Annotated in this window: 12 protein-coding genes and 1 pseudogene; 11 read left to right on the top strand and 2 right to left on the bottom strand. The window is 39.4% G+C overall.

All coding sequences use genetic code 11. The features are described from left to right. Nucleotides 1-20: 20 nt before the first annotated feature. On the bottom strand, nt 21-749 hold the full coding sequence (locus M948_RS26470) for a sugar phosphate nucleotidyltransferase (protein ID WP_021289406.1): 729 nt from the start codon (nt 747-749) through the stop codon (nt 21-23). Nucleotides 750-943: 194 nt separating this feature from the next. Here M948_RS26470 and M948_RS26465 point away from each other — a divergent pair, with 194 nt between their 5' ends. The 4 genes and pseudogenes from M948_RS26465 (at nt 944) to rbsK (ending at nt 4,439) form a co-directional block, all read left to right on the top strand. Then, a complete protein-coding gene (locus M948_RS26465; RefSeq protein ID WP_021289405.1) occupies nt 944-1,375 on the top strand; it encodes a hypothetical protein in 432 nt (143 codons plus the stop codon). A gap of 43 nt (nt 1,376-1,418) precedes the next feature. Next, nucleotides 1,419-1,931, top strand: a pseudogene (locus M948_RS43570) (LamG-like jellyroll fold domain-containing protein); the annotation flags it as partial. Between the two features lie 198 nt (nt 1,932-2,129). Next, nucleotides 2,130-3,206 (top strand): glycosyltransferase WbsX family protein, encoded by a 1,077-nt coding sequence (locus tag M948_RS43565; RefSeq protein ID WP_031335065.1) that lies wholly within the window; start codon nt 2,130-2,132, stop codon nt 3,204-3,206. Between the two features lie 309 nt (nt 3,207-3,515). Continuing rightward, nucleotides 3,516-4,439, top strand: a complete 924-nt coding sequence (gene rbsK, locus M948_RS26460) for a ribokinase (protein WP_021289403.1) — start codon at nt 3,516-3,518, stop codon at nt 4,437-4,439. Nucleotides 4,440-4,494: 55 nt separating this feature from the next. On the opposite strand, the gene M948_RS26455 is transcribed toward rbsK, so the two are convergent. Continuing rightward, the gene (locus M948_RS26455; protein ID WP_021289402.1) at nt 4,495-5,400 is read right to left on the bottom strand and encodes a LysR family transcriptional regulator; all 906 of its coding nucleotides are present in this window, start codon (nt 5,398-5,400) and stop codon (nt 4,495-4,497) included. 123 nt (nt 5,401-5,523) lie between these two features. On the opposite strand from M948_RS26455, the gene hutG reads away from it, so the two are divergent. The 7 genes from hutG to M948_RS26420 all read left to right on the top strand — a co-directional run bounded on the left by hutG (nt 5,524) and on the right by M948_RS26420 (nt 14,475). Next, nucleotides 5,524-6,495 carry a formimidoylglutamase gene (gene hutG / locus M948_RS26450; protein ID WP_021289401.1) on the top strand — a complete coding sequence of 324 codons (972 nt, stop codon included), beginning with the start codon at nt 5,524-5,526 and terminating at the stop codon, nt 6,493-6,495. A 93-nt stretch (nt 6,496-6,588) separates the two neighbouring features. Further along, nucleotides 6,589-8,262 carry a urocanate hydratase gene (gene hutU, locus M948_RS26445; protein WP_021289400.1) on the top strand — a complete coding sequence of 558 codons (1,674 nt, stop codon included), beginning with the start codon at nt 6,589-6,591 and terminating at the stop codon, nt 8,260-8,262. After that, nucleotides 8,263-9,561, top strand: a complete 1,299-nt coding sequence (gene hutI / locus M948_RS26440) for an imidazolonepropionase (protein WP_021289399.1) — start codon at nt 8,263-8,265, stop codon at nt 9,559-9,561. A 15-nt stretch (nt 9,562-9,576) separates the two neighbouring features. Beyond that, entirely contained in the window at nt 9,577-10,908 is a 1,332-nt protein-coding gene (locus M948_RS26435; protein ID WP_021289398.1) for a YjiH family protein, read from the top strand. 209 nt (nt 10,909-11,117) lie between these two features. Further along, nucleotides 11,118-11,555 carry a hut operon transcriptional regulator HutP gene (gene hutP / locus M948_RS26430; RefSeq protein ID WP_021289397.1) on the top strand — a complete coding sequence of 146 codons (438 nt, stop codon included), beginning with the start codon at nt 11,118-11,120 and terminating at the stop codon, nt 11,553-11,555. Nucleotides 11,556-11,723: 168 nt separating this feature from the next. Continuing rightward, entirely contained in the window at nt 11,724-13,241 is a 1,518-nt protein-coding gene (hutH, locus tag M948_RS26425; protein WP_021289396.1) for a histidine ammonia-lyase, read from the top strand. Nucleotides 13,242-13,482: 241 nt separating this feature from the next. Further along, nucleotides 13,483-14,475: an NAD(P)H-dependent flavin oxidoreductase gene (locus tag M948_RS26420; protein ID WP_021289395.1), complete on the top strand. Its 993-nt coding sequence runs from the start codon at nt 13,483-13,485 to the stop codon at nt 14,473-14,475. Nucleotides 14,476-14,482 lie beyond the last annotated feature (7 nt).

Raw genomic sequence — 14,482 nt, 5'->3', positions numbered from 1 at the left:
ATCCTTGTATCACAATTCATTTAGTTATCCAGCTTCTTTTTTAAAATAAGTTCATTAGCACGTGCGTAATCTTGGAATGTACCAGCATCAATCCACCACCCCGATAACACGTCATATGTCATTAGTCTATCTTGAATATAGAGGTTATTGATGTCTGTTATTTCTAATTCTCCTCGATTTGAAGGGTTTAGTGTTTCAATAAGCTTAAATACATTACTGTCGTACATATAAATACCAGTAACACAATAATTTGAAGGTGGATGTTTGGGCTTCTCCAGAATCGAAGTAATTCGATTATCCATCTTATTAAATGAAGCAACTCCAAATTGTTCCGGATTACCCACTTGTTTCACTATGATTTTGGCTCCAACTGGCTGTGTTTTAAAATTCTCCACATAGGAAACTAGTGAGTCCTCAAATAGGTTATCACCGAGTAAGACGATGAATTTATCGTCTTGAATAAAATCTTTTGATACATAAACAGCGTCTGAAATTCCCTTTGCATCGAGCTGTAATCCATAATGTATATTGACACCTAATGCTTCCCCATTACCTATTATTGTTTTGAAATCTTGTGTGTCTTTTTTATTTATCACAAGTAAAATGTCCGTAACTCCTATTTCCTTTAGCTTCCAAATTGAATGGTAAATCATTGGAAAACAACCCACCGGTAATAGGTGCTTATTTATTACTTTAGTTATTGGTGACAATCTTGTGCCTAACCCACCTGCTAAAATAACACCCTTCATATTCAACCACTCTTTCTCGGTAAACGGTTGCTGTCAACTCCATTAACATACCTATGTATTTGAAAAGAAAGATATTCTAAGATCAGATTCAGGATAATGAGCCAATAAGTAGTCGAACATCTAATCAATATCTGGGAGTTTTAATATGATGTAGTAAGTTGTTTCAAAATGGGGGTATAAAAGGAGGGATAGTCGTGGGCGTGTATAAATCTGCTAGAAGATATAGTAGAGAGGCATTCTGGGAGAAACGGCGTCGTGTAAAAAGAAGAAAGGATGGGTGTAGTGGATGTGACCATTTAATACAATGTAATAATTGCATTTGTAAATTATTAAGTAATATGTTTTGGCAACAAAATACAGATTTTTGTGATGTGGAAAGATGTGAACGATTCTTAATTAAGGAGAAGGGAACTTCTGAACCAATATCCCTTGATGGATCGGGTATGCCAACTGTATTTAAATTGGAAAAATCATTGGACAATAGTTGTTGTGTTATTTTTAGTTATCAAGATGTGGGAGGAACGACTCCAATGGTTCCAATTCGTCGTAAGTTTGTGGTAGATTGTCAGTCCCTATCAGGTATTGTTTGCTTAAGGGAAGATGATGATATGGTTTCCTTTTATTAATTAGTGATGGTATAAACTTGGAGAGTCTCATTTTGGGGCGATAATGGGTTTTAAAAGGAGAGATTTCATGGTCAATGAAGAACGTCTGTACTTTGATGGAAATAGTAACATTGAAATTAAACCGTTAATTAAAAACATCAGCAATCATTTCACGTATGAATTTTGGGTGAAACCGGAAGAAAAGATCCGGTTAGTTAATGAAAATAATAAAGGTACACAGGGGCTAATTGATCAACGATTTGTAATTTTTCCAGGACATACTGAAAATAAATTCCAATCAGGTGTAGGGGTATCTGTTGGTACGAACGGAGTTGTTGTAGTGGAGCATGCTGATGACTATTTTCCTGCTACTTTGGTGTGCGGTACAGAGCTAAAAGAATGGTCCCATATTTCCATTGTCATTAAGAATAAAATACCTAATCTCTTTATAAATGGAGAGTTTGTTAAAGAAGGAGTTTCCAGTGCTAAGGAAGAAGTATTTGCTTCAGGAACAATTGGAGGACTTAAACGGTATGGATTTTTTGTAGGAAAGGTTAAAAATGTAAGGTTATGGGATCATGCTCTAAATATTGGATTGATTCAGCATTGTAAAGACGATGAAATAACTGGGAAGGAGAATGGTCTATCTCTAGAATGGAAAGGTTTTGCGTATGAGGAAGTATCCTTTCCTATGAGCAGAGCTCTAATGCATGGAAAAGGAATGGATCGAATTCAAAGAACGGGGGAAGGTGCTAATCACAATAATCAATGCAAAATCAAACTAATCGCCTTTTATTTACCGCAATTTCATGAAATCCCTGAGAATAATAAGTGGTGGGGGGAAGGGTTTACAGAATGGACGAATACAAAAAAATCATCACCCTTATTTACCAATCATTATCAACCCCGTGAACCTTATCAAGATTATTATTATAACCTCCTAGACCCAAGTGTGCGTGAATGGCAGGCAAATTTAGCTAAGAAGTATGGTATCTATGGTTTTTGCTATTATCATTATTGGTTCGATGGAAAGATGTTACTTGAAAAACCATTTAATGAAGTATTAACCTCTGGTAAGCCAGACTTTCCATTTTGTCTTTCTTGGGCAAATGAACCTTGGTCAAGGAGATGGGATGGGAGTGAAGATCAGGTCTTGATGCCTCAATACTATGGAAGAGAAAAAGATTGGCAATCGCATTTTAACTATCTATTACGTGCCTTTATGGATGATAGATATATTCGTGTCCAGGATAAACCAATTTTTCTAATTTATCGCCCTGAACTCATACCGAATTGTTCTGAGATGTTACTATATTGGAACGAATTGGCTAAGCAACACGGCCTTGAAGGGATATATTTTATTAGAACTTTAAATGGATTTCATCCACTATCGGATAAAACTAATTTTGATGCTTCATTGGAATTTGAACCGCATTATACGATGGCTCACGGTGGTTGTCATCGTATGTGGAAGGGGATAAGTGGATACAACGGAAGAAAACTAGCCATGGACTACGATACACTATGGTCCTGTATTTTAAATAGATCTCTAGTTGATAATGAAACGAAGGTTATACCAGGTGCTTTTATCGATTGGGATAATACTGCTCGTCTTGGCGAAAATGCCAGTTTTTGTGTTGGTGCTAATCCAACATATTTTCAAAACTATTTAAGCGAGCAAATTCATCGTGCAAACCATTTGTATCAAAGTGACCTTTTGTTCATAAATGCTTGGAATGAATGGGCAGAAGGAACTTATCTCGAGCCCGATAAAAAATTAAAATTTCAATATTTAGAAGCGGTAGAAAAGGCGCTAAGAAATAATGGATATCAATCAGAAGGGGGGAAGTAAGGGTGCTTATAGACTTATTTAAAGGTACTTCAAATGACCAAGGGTGCAATATAGAATAATACAAAACTGATTAGGAAAAGCGTTTGGAAGTTAAGTCTTAATGAAACGATGATTATCTAAAATATTCCGAGGGCATACCTTAGAGCTAACTAGGGTAACAACACCTGCTTTTCATTTTAATCCTTGCTGTCGCCTTCCCCTTTAAAGATAATGTAAATGAGGTGGGATGTAAACGGGTTCTACTATACAAAATATCCAATATTGCTTGTATAATGAACAAAGAGTCGAATGTAAGGAGTGAAAAATTCAATGGCGAATATAATGGTTGTAGGGAGTTATGTAGTAGATTTGATGAGCAGAACACCACATATGCCAAAACCGGGAGAGACCGTATTAGGTGGACCATTTCAAATGGGGCCTGGTGGAAAAGGGAGTAACCAAGCTGTAGCCGCTGCTAGACAGGGTGCTAATGTAACCATGGTGACGAAAGTTGGTCACGATCTATTCGGTGACCATGCAATGGAAAATTTTACGGAAGAAAGCATAGATACTACATATGTAACACGACATACAGAAGAAGCGACTGGAACTGCTATTATTACGGTTGATGATCAAGGGGAAAATACGATCGTTGTTGCTTTGGGAGCATGCGGGAAAATAACCTCAACGGATGTACAAGGCGCTGAACAGCGTTTAGAAGCATCGGATATGGTACTCGTTCAATTAGAAACATCGATGGATGCAATTCGAACAACGATTCAACTCGCAAGAAAACATAATAAGCCGGTCATCTTAAATCCAGCACCTTTCCAACAAATCGACGATGATTTACTGCAAGACATTGCGTATATTACACCAAATGAAACGGAAGCAAGTTTACTCACGGGGATAGAAGTGGTGGATGAGTCATCAGCAAGGAAAGCAGCCAAACAATTAATCGAGCGTGGCGTGCATGCAGTTGTTATTACCCTTGGAAAACAAGGCTGCTTTGTGTATGACGGTTCTGATGAGGGAACACTTGTAAAAGGCTTCCCTGTTCAAGCGGTTGATACAACTGGTGCGGGAGATGCATTTAATGGCGGTTTGGCAACATTTATTGCTAAAGGCATGAAATTAGACAAAGCTGTTATTCGAGCGAATGCAGTTGCGGCAATATCGGTAACGAAAACAGGAACCGCTATAGCAATGCCAACAATGGCAGATGTGGAGGAGTTTTTAAGGAACACCAAATGATCCCTTATTCTATTTAAACGAGGCATCATCACAGCTAAATGGGAGAACGATATCGCTACTTTGTTGTAATACGATGATTGACTTTAAAATATGTTTCTATTAATTCAATATATCGTAGTACAATCGGAGGTAAATACCGATTTTTTTCGTATGCTAGGTAAACATGACGCGCGATATCTTCTCCAACTATAGGCCTGATTGTATAATTCCCATTCATTGCTTGGTCTACGTAGTTTTCAGGTAATATGGTCATGCCTAGTCCCTCATCCACTAAACGACATGCTGTTTCAAACCTTTCAATTTCAAATTGGATTTTTGGTTGAAAACCAGATTTTCCAAATGCATGTAAAATGTCCTTTCTTGTCTGAAATCCTTCCTTACATACAATAAATGCTTCACCTTCCATATCTGCAAACCTTAATTCTCTTTTGCTGGCCAGTCTGTGCCCGTTAGGAAGAACTGCCACTAATCTTTCTTGATAAAGAGGAGTTGCTTCAATCATCTCGCTGTTGAGAAATTGATTCGTGATAGCTAAGTGAATATCAAAGTTCATGAGTGCGTTTTCTACGTCAGGTAAGCTGAGAATTTCATGTAAGTTAATTTGTGCATGGGGATAGTCTCGTTTAAATGATTTTAAAATCTTAGGGACCCAGAAATGAGAGGACTCAATTAACCCAATCTGTAGTTGGAGCGGTCCTTCTCGTTTTAGCCGGTTCATTTCGTTGGAAACATGCTGATAATGATTGACTAATTTCTTAGCTTCATGATAAAGAATGTTTCCTTCTTCAGTCACTTTTATATGCCGAGTGCTTCTTTCCAATAGTGTCATTCCAACCCCTTGTTCCAATCTTTTTATTGCTGCACTCAAGGATGGCTGAGAAATATGAAGAACATCAGCGGCTTTTGTAAAGGTTGCTTGTTCTACAACCGTAATGAAATAAATGTACAGGCGAAAATCCATTGTTTCCCTCCATTTTTATAGATTTAAACTATAAATTTATAGAAAATATGTATTGGTAATTATATATTAGCTTACGTATAATTTTACGTAAAGTAAGTATTTTCTAAAAAATGAAACATCGAGGTGATTTTCATCTATCAACCAGTAGATAAAAAAATATGGACAGGCAGAGTGGATGATTACAATAACCCTAGAAGCTACCGATTTCATCAGATTGTTGAAATAAAGAATAACAGTGAACTCATTGAGCAAAAACAATTGACTTTTGGTTTCATTGGTTTTGAGTGTGATGAAGGAGTCAAGCGAAATAAAGGTAGACAGGGCGCTAAAAAAGCACCAAACGAAATTCGTAAGTCCTTGGCAAAACTGCCCTCCCATATAAATACTTCCAAAATAATTGATCTGGGTAATGTACAGTGCATGGATGAGCGTATGGAGGAGGCACAGGAAGAACTAGGGACGTATATTCATTCACTGTTTAAACATCGTTGTACGCCAATTATATTAGGAGGAGGACATGAGACATTATACGGTCACTATTTAGGAGTACGTAAATCGGTTAGTCGAGAGGCGACGATTGGAATTATTAACATTGATGCTCATTTTGATTTGCGTAATGAAGCAGCACCTTCATCTGGGACGATGTTCAAACAAATTCTTGAACAAGATAAGCGAGCAGGTTATTTGTGCTTGGGTATCCAACGGTTGGGAAATACTCAAGCGCTATTCGATGAGGCAGATAACTATAGTTGTCAGTATGTGATGGAAGAAGATGTTGCTGATCTTACATCGACGTTCCAGCAAATCGATTGGTTTAGTGAACAATATGATTACCTTATGTTAACTTTATGCACTGATTCACTACAGGAATCAGCAGCTCCAGGGGTTAGTGCACCGTCACCTTTTGGATTGGAACCAAAAACTGTTCGAGCGATCCTCCAATATATTTCAAACAAACAACAGTTCGTAAGTTTTGATATTTCTGAAGTGAATCCAGAATTAGATACAAGTGATTCAACCGTACGATTAGCTGCTTATCTGGTTGCTGAAGTAATGCAGGGAATACACAGGAAGTCTCTGCAAGGAATTAACTAACATGATATTACGTTAAATATAAAATACTGGCTATTTCGACTATTGGGTGCATATATCTTTTGAAAAGATCAAGAGAATAGGAGATGGGGAAATATGAAAACGGAAAACAACATACAGGTAGAGCAATATCGTGGCTCAGAATTGCATACAAAAGGTTGGATTCAAGAAGCGGCGTTACGAATGTTGAGTAATAATCTGAACCCGGAGGTGGCAGAAAATCCAGCAGAGCTAGTGGTGTATGGAGGAATTGGCAAAGCAGCTCGCAATTGGCAATGCTACGAGGCAATCGTCAAGGAATTAAAACAGCTTGAGGATAATGAGACATTACTAATTCAATCAGGAAAACCAGTCGCTGTATTCCGCACCCATAAAAACGCTCCGAAAGTATTGATTGCTAATTCGAATTTAGTACCAGTCTGGGCGAATTGGGAACATTTCCATGAATTGGATCAGAAAGGGTTAATGATGTATGGACAAATGACTGCGGGTAGTTGGATTTATATTGGCAGTCAGGGGATTGTACAAGGGACGTATGAGACGTTCGCAGAATGTGCGAGGCAGCATTTTGACGGGAACTTGAAAGGAACGATAACTGTTACAGCTGGTTTAGGAGGAATGGGAGGTGCACAACCATTAGCGGTAACATTAAATGAAGGTGTTTGTATCGCAATGGAAATGGACCCTCATCGAATAAGCCGTCGTTTAGATACGAATTACTTGGATACTTCGACTGATAGCTTGGATGAAGCTATTAAACTTGCAGAAGAAGCACGTAATAAGGGAGAGGCACTATCTATCGGTCTATTAGGAAACGCAGCTGATCTCCTACCGCAAATGCTTAACAAGGGGTTTATCCCTGATGTGCTTACAGATCAAACATCTGCTCATGACCCATTAAATGGATATATTCCCGTCGAACTGACGTTAGCAGAAGCCGTCAAACGACGTAAGAATGACTCGGCGAATTATGTTCAATTATCTAAACAAAGTATTGCTACTCATGTACAGGCGATGCTGGAAATGCAATCTAAAGGAGCGGTCACCTTTGACTATGGCAATAATATTCGCCAAGTAGCTAAAGATGAGGGAGTTGCAAATGCATTTGATTTTCCTGGGTTTGTTCCTGCATACATCCGCCCACAATTTTGTGAAGGGAAAGGGCCGTTTCGCTGGGTAGCGCTATCCGGTGATCCGGAAGATATCTATAAAACAGATGAAGTCATCTTACGGGAATTTAGTGACAATGAATCCCTTTGTAAGTGGATTCGTATGGCACGAGAAAAAATTAGTTTTCAAGGGCTTCCTTCACGTATTTGCTGGCTTGGGTATGGAGAAAGAGCGCGCTTTGGCAAGATCATTAATCGTATGGTTGAACGTGGGGAATTAAAAGCACCAATGGTTATAGGACGCGACCACCTTGATTCAGGTTCCGTGGCCTCACCAAATCGGGAAACGGAAGCTATGAAGGATGGTAGTGATGCTGTGGCAGATTGGCCAATCTTAAACGCGTTAATTAATAGCGTTGGTGGCGCAAGTTGGGTCAGTGTACATCATGGTGGCGGTGTTGGTATGGGTTATTCTCTACATGCTGGAATGGTAATTGTTGCTGATGGGACAAAAGAAGCGGAGGCACGGTTAGATCGTGTACTGACAACAGATCCAGGAATGGGCGTCGTTCGGCATGTGGACGCGGGCTATAGAAAAGCAGAAGAGGCAGCAAAGGAAAAAGGTGTTCATATTCCAATGTTAAATAAAGGAGCGTTATAAATGTCAGAGAGTATCTTTATTAAACACGCAGCCCAATTAGTTACGGTAAGTGGACATACGGAGAATCCTGCCAAAAGAGATGGGATGAGAGAATTGAACTGTATTGAAGATGGCGCATTACTTGCAACGGATGGAAAGATTATTGCGGTTGGTACAACGGAAGGCATTCAAACGAAGTATAAAAATGAGATCAATCAGGCAAAACAGATTAATGCGTCAGGTAAAGTAGTATCTCCAGGTCTCATTGACCCTCATACACATCTTGTTCATGCAGGAACGCGGGAAAATGAATATGCGATGCGTTTAAAAGGAAAGACGTATATGGACATTATGAATCAGGGTGGTGGGATTCATGCTACTACTCGGGCTACACAGCAGGCGGATGTTGATCAACTATACCAAGAGTCAAAACAGCGTCTAGACACATTTTTAGTAAATGGTGTAACTACGGTAGAAGCAAAGAGTGGATATGGCTTAACTACAGAACATGAGATCAAGCAATTGGAAGTATCTCAGCACTTAAATGAGAATCATGTTATGGATATTGTTTCTACTTTTATGGGGGCACATGCTGTTCCAGTTGAGGAAAAAGCGAATCCAGACGCATTTGTTGATCGAGTTATTTCTGAAATGATACCGGAAATTGCAAAACGGAAACTAGCCCAATTTAATGATGTATTCTGCGAACGGGGTGTGTTTACACCAGAACAATCACGAAGAATTTTAGAAGCTGGTAAGGAATTTGGTTTGATTCCAAAAATCCATGCAGATGAAATTGAACCCTATGGTGGAGCAGAGTTAGCTGCAGCAGTTGGGGCTGTTTCAGCCGATCATTTGTTGAAAGCATCTGATGAAGGAATTCGCCAAATGGCGGATCAGGATGTGATTGGGGTCCTGCTTCCAGGCACTGCATTTTTTCTAATGGCGGAATTTGCCCAGGCAAGGAAAATGATTGACCAAGGTTTAGCGGTTGCACTTTCCACAGATGCAAACCCAGGTTCGTCACCAACACTGTCTTTACAATTTATTATGAATCTTGGCTGTTTAAAAATGGGTATGACACCAGAAGAAGTAATTACGGCCACAACCATTAATGCTGCACATGCAATTGGCCGAGCTAATCAAATTGGGAGCCTAGAAATTGGGAAACAAGCAGATATTACAATTTTCGATGTTCCGAATTATTTAACTTTGTCCTATCAATATGGAATGAATCATGTAGATACAGTTATCAAGTGTGGGCAAGTAGTTGTAGAAGATGGTAACTTACAAACGAGGGCGTTAAAAAAGGTACGTTAAGCTGGGAGGATATCCATGAGTGAAGTGCAGAAGCAGGTACCAGTAACCGGAACAAATCATCCGAAGCAAGCGGTAATGAAGTTTTTTGGTTATAGCCTCATTGGAATTTTCATGTTCTTTCTTCCAATATCAATAAATGGCAGTTCGTCGATACCGTTGGACCATCTCGTAACGTTTTTACGTAATGGCTTCCCTACTGTAGTCTCTGTGTATATCTTTGTCATTATTGCTTTTGGTGCGATACAACCGTTTGTGAACCGTTCATGGAAGAAAAGCGCTGTAACCAAGGTCTTATCTTTTTTCAAGGTCATTGGGCTAATTGTAGCATTCATGCTTTATCTGGATATTGGACCGAATTGGTTATTCAGTCCTGATATGGGCCCATTTTTAATGGAAAGCTTGGTTACTCCAGTAGGGGTGCTTGTGCCAATTGGTGCGATCTTTCTTGCATTATTAGTTAGCTACGGACTTTTAGAGTTTGTTGGCGTATTGCTGCAGCCAATGATGCGGCCGATATGGAAAACGCCAGGTAGGTCGGCGATTGATGCTGTTGCATCATTCGTTGGTAGTTACTCCCTTGGCTTATTAATTACCAATCGCGTTTTTAAAGAAGGAAAATATACAGAGAAAGAAGCAGCGATTATCGCAACGGGTTTTTCTACAGTATCTGTTACGTTTATGGTTGTTGTGGCAAACACGCTTGGACTCATGGAAAAATGGAATACGTATTTTGGGGTTACCTTAGTTGTCACGTTTCTGATCACGGCAATTACTGTACGGATTTGGCCGTTAAACAAAATGAGTGAACGTTTTTATGCGGATCAAAAAGGCGATCCAGAAGCAAAAGTAGAAAGGGAACGATTCAAAGTTGCATGGCAGCAAGCGATGAAAGTTGCTGAACATGCGCCATCCATTTATAAAAATATATGGTTAAATCTGAAAGACGGACTTATGATGACAATGTCAATTTTACCATCGATTTTGTCGGTTGGACTTTTGGGGTTAGTACTTGCAGAATTCACTTTTACCTTTGATATACTTGGATATATCTTCTATCCATTTACATGGATCATGCAAGTACCAGAGCCATTGATGGCAGCAAAAGCGGCAGCGATGGAAATAGCGGAAATGTTTTTACCAGCTCTGTATGCTGCAGAAGGCCCGCTAGTTACGAAATTTGTCATTGGTACCCTATCGGTATCAGCGATTTTATTTTTCTCAGCAACCATACCAGTTATTCTATCTACGGAAATTCCAATTTCCATTCCGAAGTTACTCGTGATATGGATAGAACGTACCATTTTGACAATCATTATCGTCACGCCGATTGCATATGTATTATTATAAGTTCACATTGGAATAGATGATTTAGTGATGAGGTTGAGTTTTCGATTTTAAAGTATCTGTATAATAAAAAGACGGAATCTTCATAAATAGAATTGACGAATGAATTTGCCAGCACGTATACTGATTATTAGTTACTAGTCATTAGTTAAATTGCTCTCATTTTAGAATGGAGCTGAAAGAAATAGAATATTTTTTAGGAGAACAAACGGATGACACAGAAACTTCGGATTGGGAAAATTGCAACATTACTGGCGATGTTAGAGGAGCAAGAACGAGCGTCATATTCATCCCTGCTTCAAGATGCCCAATGCTGTGAAGGCAAAGTCGGATCAATGGATATGCAAAAGGTAATATCTGCAGTGGAGACAGCAGTAAAACGTAGCGGTTTGATTCAAGACGGAATTTACCGAGAAACCCATGCACTTTATCATGCAATATTAGAAGGTCTGGAAGGAATTACAAGAGGGCAGTGGGCGATTGGTGAAATGATGCGGACCGTTGGTTTACGCTTTGCTGTTGTTCGTGGAGAACCTTATGTGGACTCTGGAGAAGGTGAATGGATTGCGGTTGCCTTTTATGGAACGATCGGTGCACCAATCAAAGGCTTGGAACATGAAACGGTTGGCCTAGGCGTTAATCATATTTAAAGAAGATAAGATAATCATTACCTAAAGGAATTAGCTAAAAGGAGGTGATGATGGCTGTTTTTGTATGCCATTGTCATCTCTTTTATTGTCTAGAAATTTACAGTTGCGGATAACTTACTGAGTTCGAGCTGCACCTTGCTGCTTGGTTTATGAAACGGAGGAAAATCAATGATTGAATTAACCGGAAACAATTTAACAGTGGAACAATTAAAACGAATCTGTATTCATTTTGAACAAATAGCGATTTCGAGTAAGACGATGGAAAGGGTCCAAGAAAGTAGAGTAGCCGTAGATCGAATTGTTGCCAACAAAGAAATTGTCTATGGGATCACGACGGGCTTTGGAAAATTCAGCGATGTAAGAATTGATACGAAGGACGTAGAAGATTTACAATTGCATTTGATTCGCTCCCATGCTTGTGGAATTGGCAAACCATTCGAAGAAACGATCGCACGTGCCATGATGGTACTTCGGTTAAATGCATTAGTAAAAGGATATTCCGGTGTACGCCCGGTTCTTGTAGAACAATTAGTAAAACTGGTCAATCAGCGTATTCATCCAGTTATTCCTTCGCAGGGTTCTCTTGGGGCATCTGGAGACTTAGCTCCTCTAGCACATTTAGCCTTAGTAATGATTGGGGAAGGAAAGGTCTTTGATATGACAGGGAAACCAACGGATGCGGCTTCGGTTTTGGCAGAAAAGGGAATTAAACCAATTGTATTACAGGCAAAAGAAGGCTTAGCCTTAATTAACGGTACCCAGGCAATGACAGCAGTTGGAGTCATCAACTATATAGAGGCAGAGAAGCTCGCATATGATAGTGAATGGATTGCAGGACTAACAATGGAAGGATTACAAGCAATTATTGATGCTTTCCATCCTGCGGTTCATGAAGCAAGAGGATATCCACAACAAACCAATGTAGCTAGACGAATGACCGATTGGTTAGAGGGGAGTCGATTAATAACTAAGCAAGGGGATAAGCGTGTACAAGATGCTTACTCGCTCCGCTGCATCCCTCAGGTGCATGGAGCAACATGGCAGGCACTTGATTACGTAAAAGAAAAGTTGGAAATTGAAGCAAATGCTGCAACTGATAACCCACTTATATTTAAAGGTGGAAAATTAGTGATATCGGGTGGGAATTTTCATGGTCAGCCAATTGCCTTAGCGATGGATTTTCTTAAAATAGCAATTGCTGAACTTGCTAATATTTCTGAACGCCGAGTGGAACGATTAGTTAATCCACAATTAAATGATTTATCCCCATTTTTAAGTGCGCAGCCAGGACTTCAATCTGGAGCGATGATCATGCAATATGCCGCGGCCTCACTTGTATCTGAAAATAAAACCTTAGCTCATCCAGCGAGTGTTGACTCAATTCCCTCTTCTGCAAATCAGGAGGATCATGTTAGTATGGGAACAATTGCATCTCGACACGCAAGAGAGATTATCCACAATACGCGTCACGTGTTATCAATTGAATGTATTTGTGCGTTACAAGCAGTAGAAAGTAAAGGGATTGAAAACATGGCAGCGCAACTAAAAGCGAAATATCACGAATACCGAAATATTGTACCGACGATTAGCAAAGATCGGATTTTCTCTACCGATATCGAAGCTGTAGCTAGTCATTTACGTCTACAGAATGATTCTATGGGTACGCTGACGCTAGAGAAAACTTGACAATCTAAGCCATAATTATTAGAATTATCAGTAATTGAATAATGAATGGGTATTCAGTGATTATTGGATGAAAAATAAAGTTGAAATCGCTTCCAATAAGTGCTTGACGCCTAAAACTTTTACTTTAACCAAGTGAATGGAGCAAGAGGCTCAGGTACAGGAGATATCTATCAACTCAAAGCAATAGTAACCATAGCTGTATAATGTATACAAAAATTCTTTGGAAAGAGGAGTCTTGAATATGTCTAACGAAGCCATTCAACGAATGAAAGATTCGGTGCGCTTGCCTGTTATTATGGCGCCAATGTTTTTAGTATCCAGCCCGAAAATGGTAGTGGCTGCTTGCCAAGCTGGTATTGCTGGGACATTTCCAGCATTAAATGCCCGTACCGGTGATATTTTGGAAGACTGGATGCATCAAATTAATATCGAAATCAACGCAATTAAAGAAAAGGAGCCAACGAAGAAAATCGCTCCATGGGGGATTAACTTTATCACTCATCGTTCCAATAAACGATACACTGAAGATCTTAAGTTAATCGAAAAATACCAACCACCTATTGTAATTACATCACTCGGAGATCCAAGTCCTGTAGTGGAAATTGCCCATGGATATGGTGGCATCGTCTTTTCCGATGTAATTAATGTTAAGTTTGCGAAAAAGGCAATAGAGAAAGGTGCGGATGGATTAATACTCGTAGCTAGTGGAGCTGGTGGGCATGCTGGTGTATTGAATCCCATTGCATTTATCCATGAGATACGGTCATTTTTTGAAGGGCCGATCGTATTAGCTGGCGGTATGTCAGAAGGAGAAGATATTCTCGCTTCGGAAATCGTAGGAGCAGACTTTGTTTACATGGGAACCCGGTTTATTCCTTCAGAAGAGAGTGGCGCGCCTGATGAATATAAGCAAATGATTGTTGATTCATCGATTGAAGATATTATCTATACGGATGCATTCAGCGGTGTTAACGCAAATTATTTAATCCCAAGTATTGTAAAAGCAGGTCTTGACCCGAATAACTTAGAAAAGAAACAGGAAATTAACTTTAATAAATTGGATAATCCGGAGGTGAAAGCATGGAAAGATATTTGGGGTTCTGGGCAAGGAATTGGTGCAATTAATCAAGTACAGTCGATAGAGGAAGTCGTGTCTGAACTAGAAAACGCGTATATATCAGCAACAAAAAAGATTATCAGCCAGAGTAATAGATTGACACATAAACATGTGTAAAAAACTC

Source organism: Virgibacillus sp. CM-4 (assembly GCF_000445495.1).
Lineage (GTDB): Bacteria > Bacillota > Bacilli > Bacillales > Amphibacillaceae > Virgibacillus > Virgibacillus salexigens.
The sequence above is the reverse complement of the archived record's forward strand: the minus strand, read 5'-3'. Positions and strand labels throughout refer to the sequence as shown.

Excerpts from the sequence above, each read along its gene's own strand:
- hutH (WP_021289396.1), top strand. The coding sequence starts at position 11,724 with ATGATTGAATTAACCGGAAACAATTTAACAGTGGAACAATTAAAACGA.
- hutU (WP_021289400.1), top strand. The coding sequence starts at position 6,589 with ATGAAAACGGAAAACAACATACAGGTAGAGCAATATCGTGGCTCAGAA.
- hutP (WP_021289397.1), top strand. The coding sequence starts at position 11,118 with ATGACACAGAAACTTCGGATTGGGAAAATTGCAACATTACTGGCGATG.
- M948_RS26435 (WP_021289398.1), top strand. The coding sequence starts at position 9,577 with ATGAGTGAAGTGCAGAAGCAGGTACCAGTAACCGGAACAAATCATCCG.
- hutI (WP_021289399.1), top strand. The coding sequence starts at position 8,263 with ATGTCAGAGAGTATCTTTATTAAACACGCAGCCCAATTAGTTACGGTA.
- rbsK (WP_021289403.1), top strand. The coding sequence starts at position 3,516 with ATGGCGAATATAATGGTTGTAGGGAGTTATGTAGTAGATTTGATGAGC.
- M948_RS26470 (WP_021289406.1), bottom strand. The coding sequence starts at position 749 with ATGAAGGGTGTTATTTTAGCAGGTGGGTTAGGCACAAGATTGTCACCA.
- M948_RS26420 (WP_021289395.1), top strand. The coding sequence starts at position 13,483 with ATGTCTAACGAAGCCATTCAACGAATGAAAGATTCGGTGCGCTTGCCT.
- M948_RS26455 (WP_021289402.1), bottom strand. The coding sequence starts at position 5,400 with ATGGATTTTCGCCTGTACATTTATTTCATTACGGTTGTAGAACAAGCA.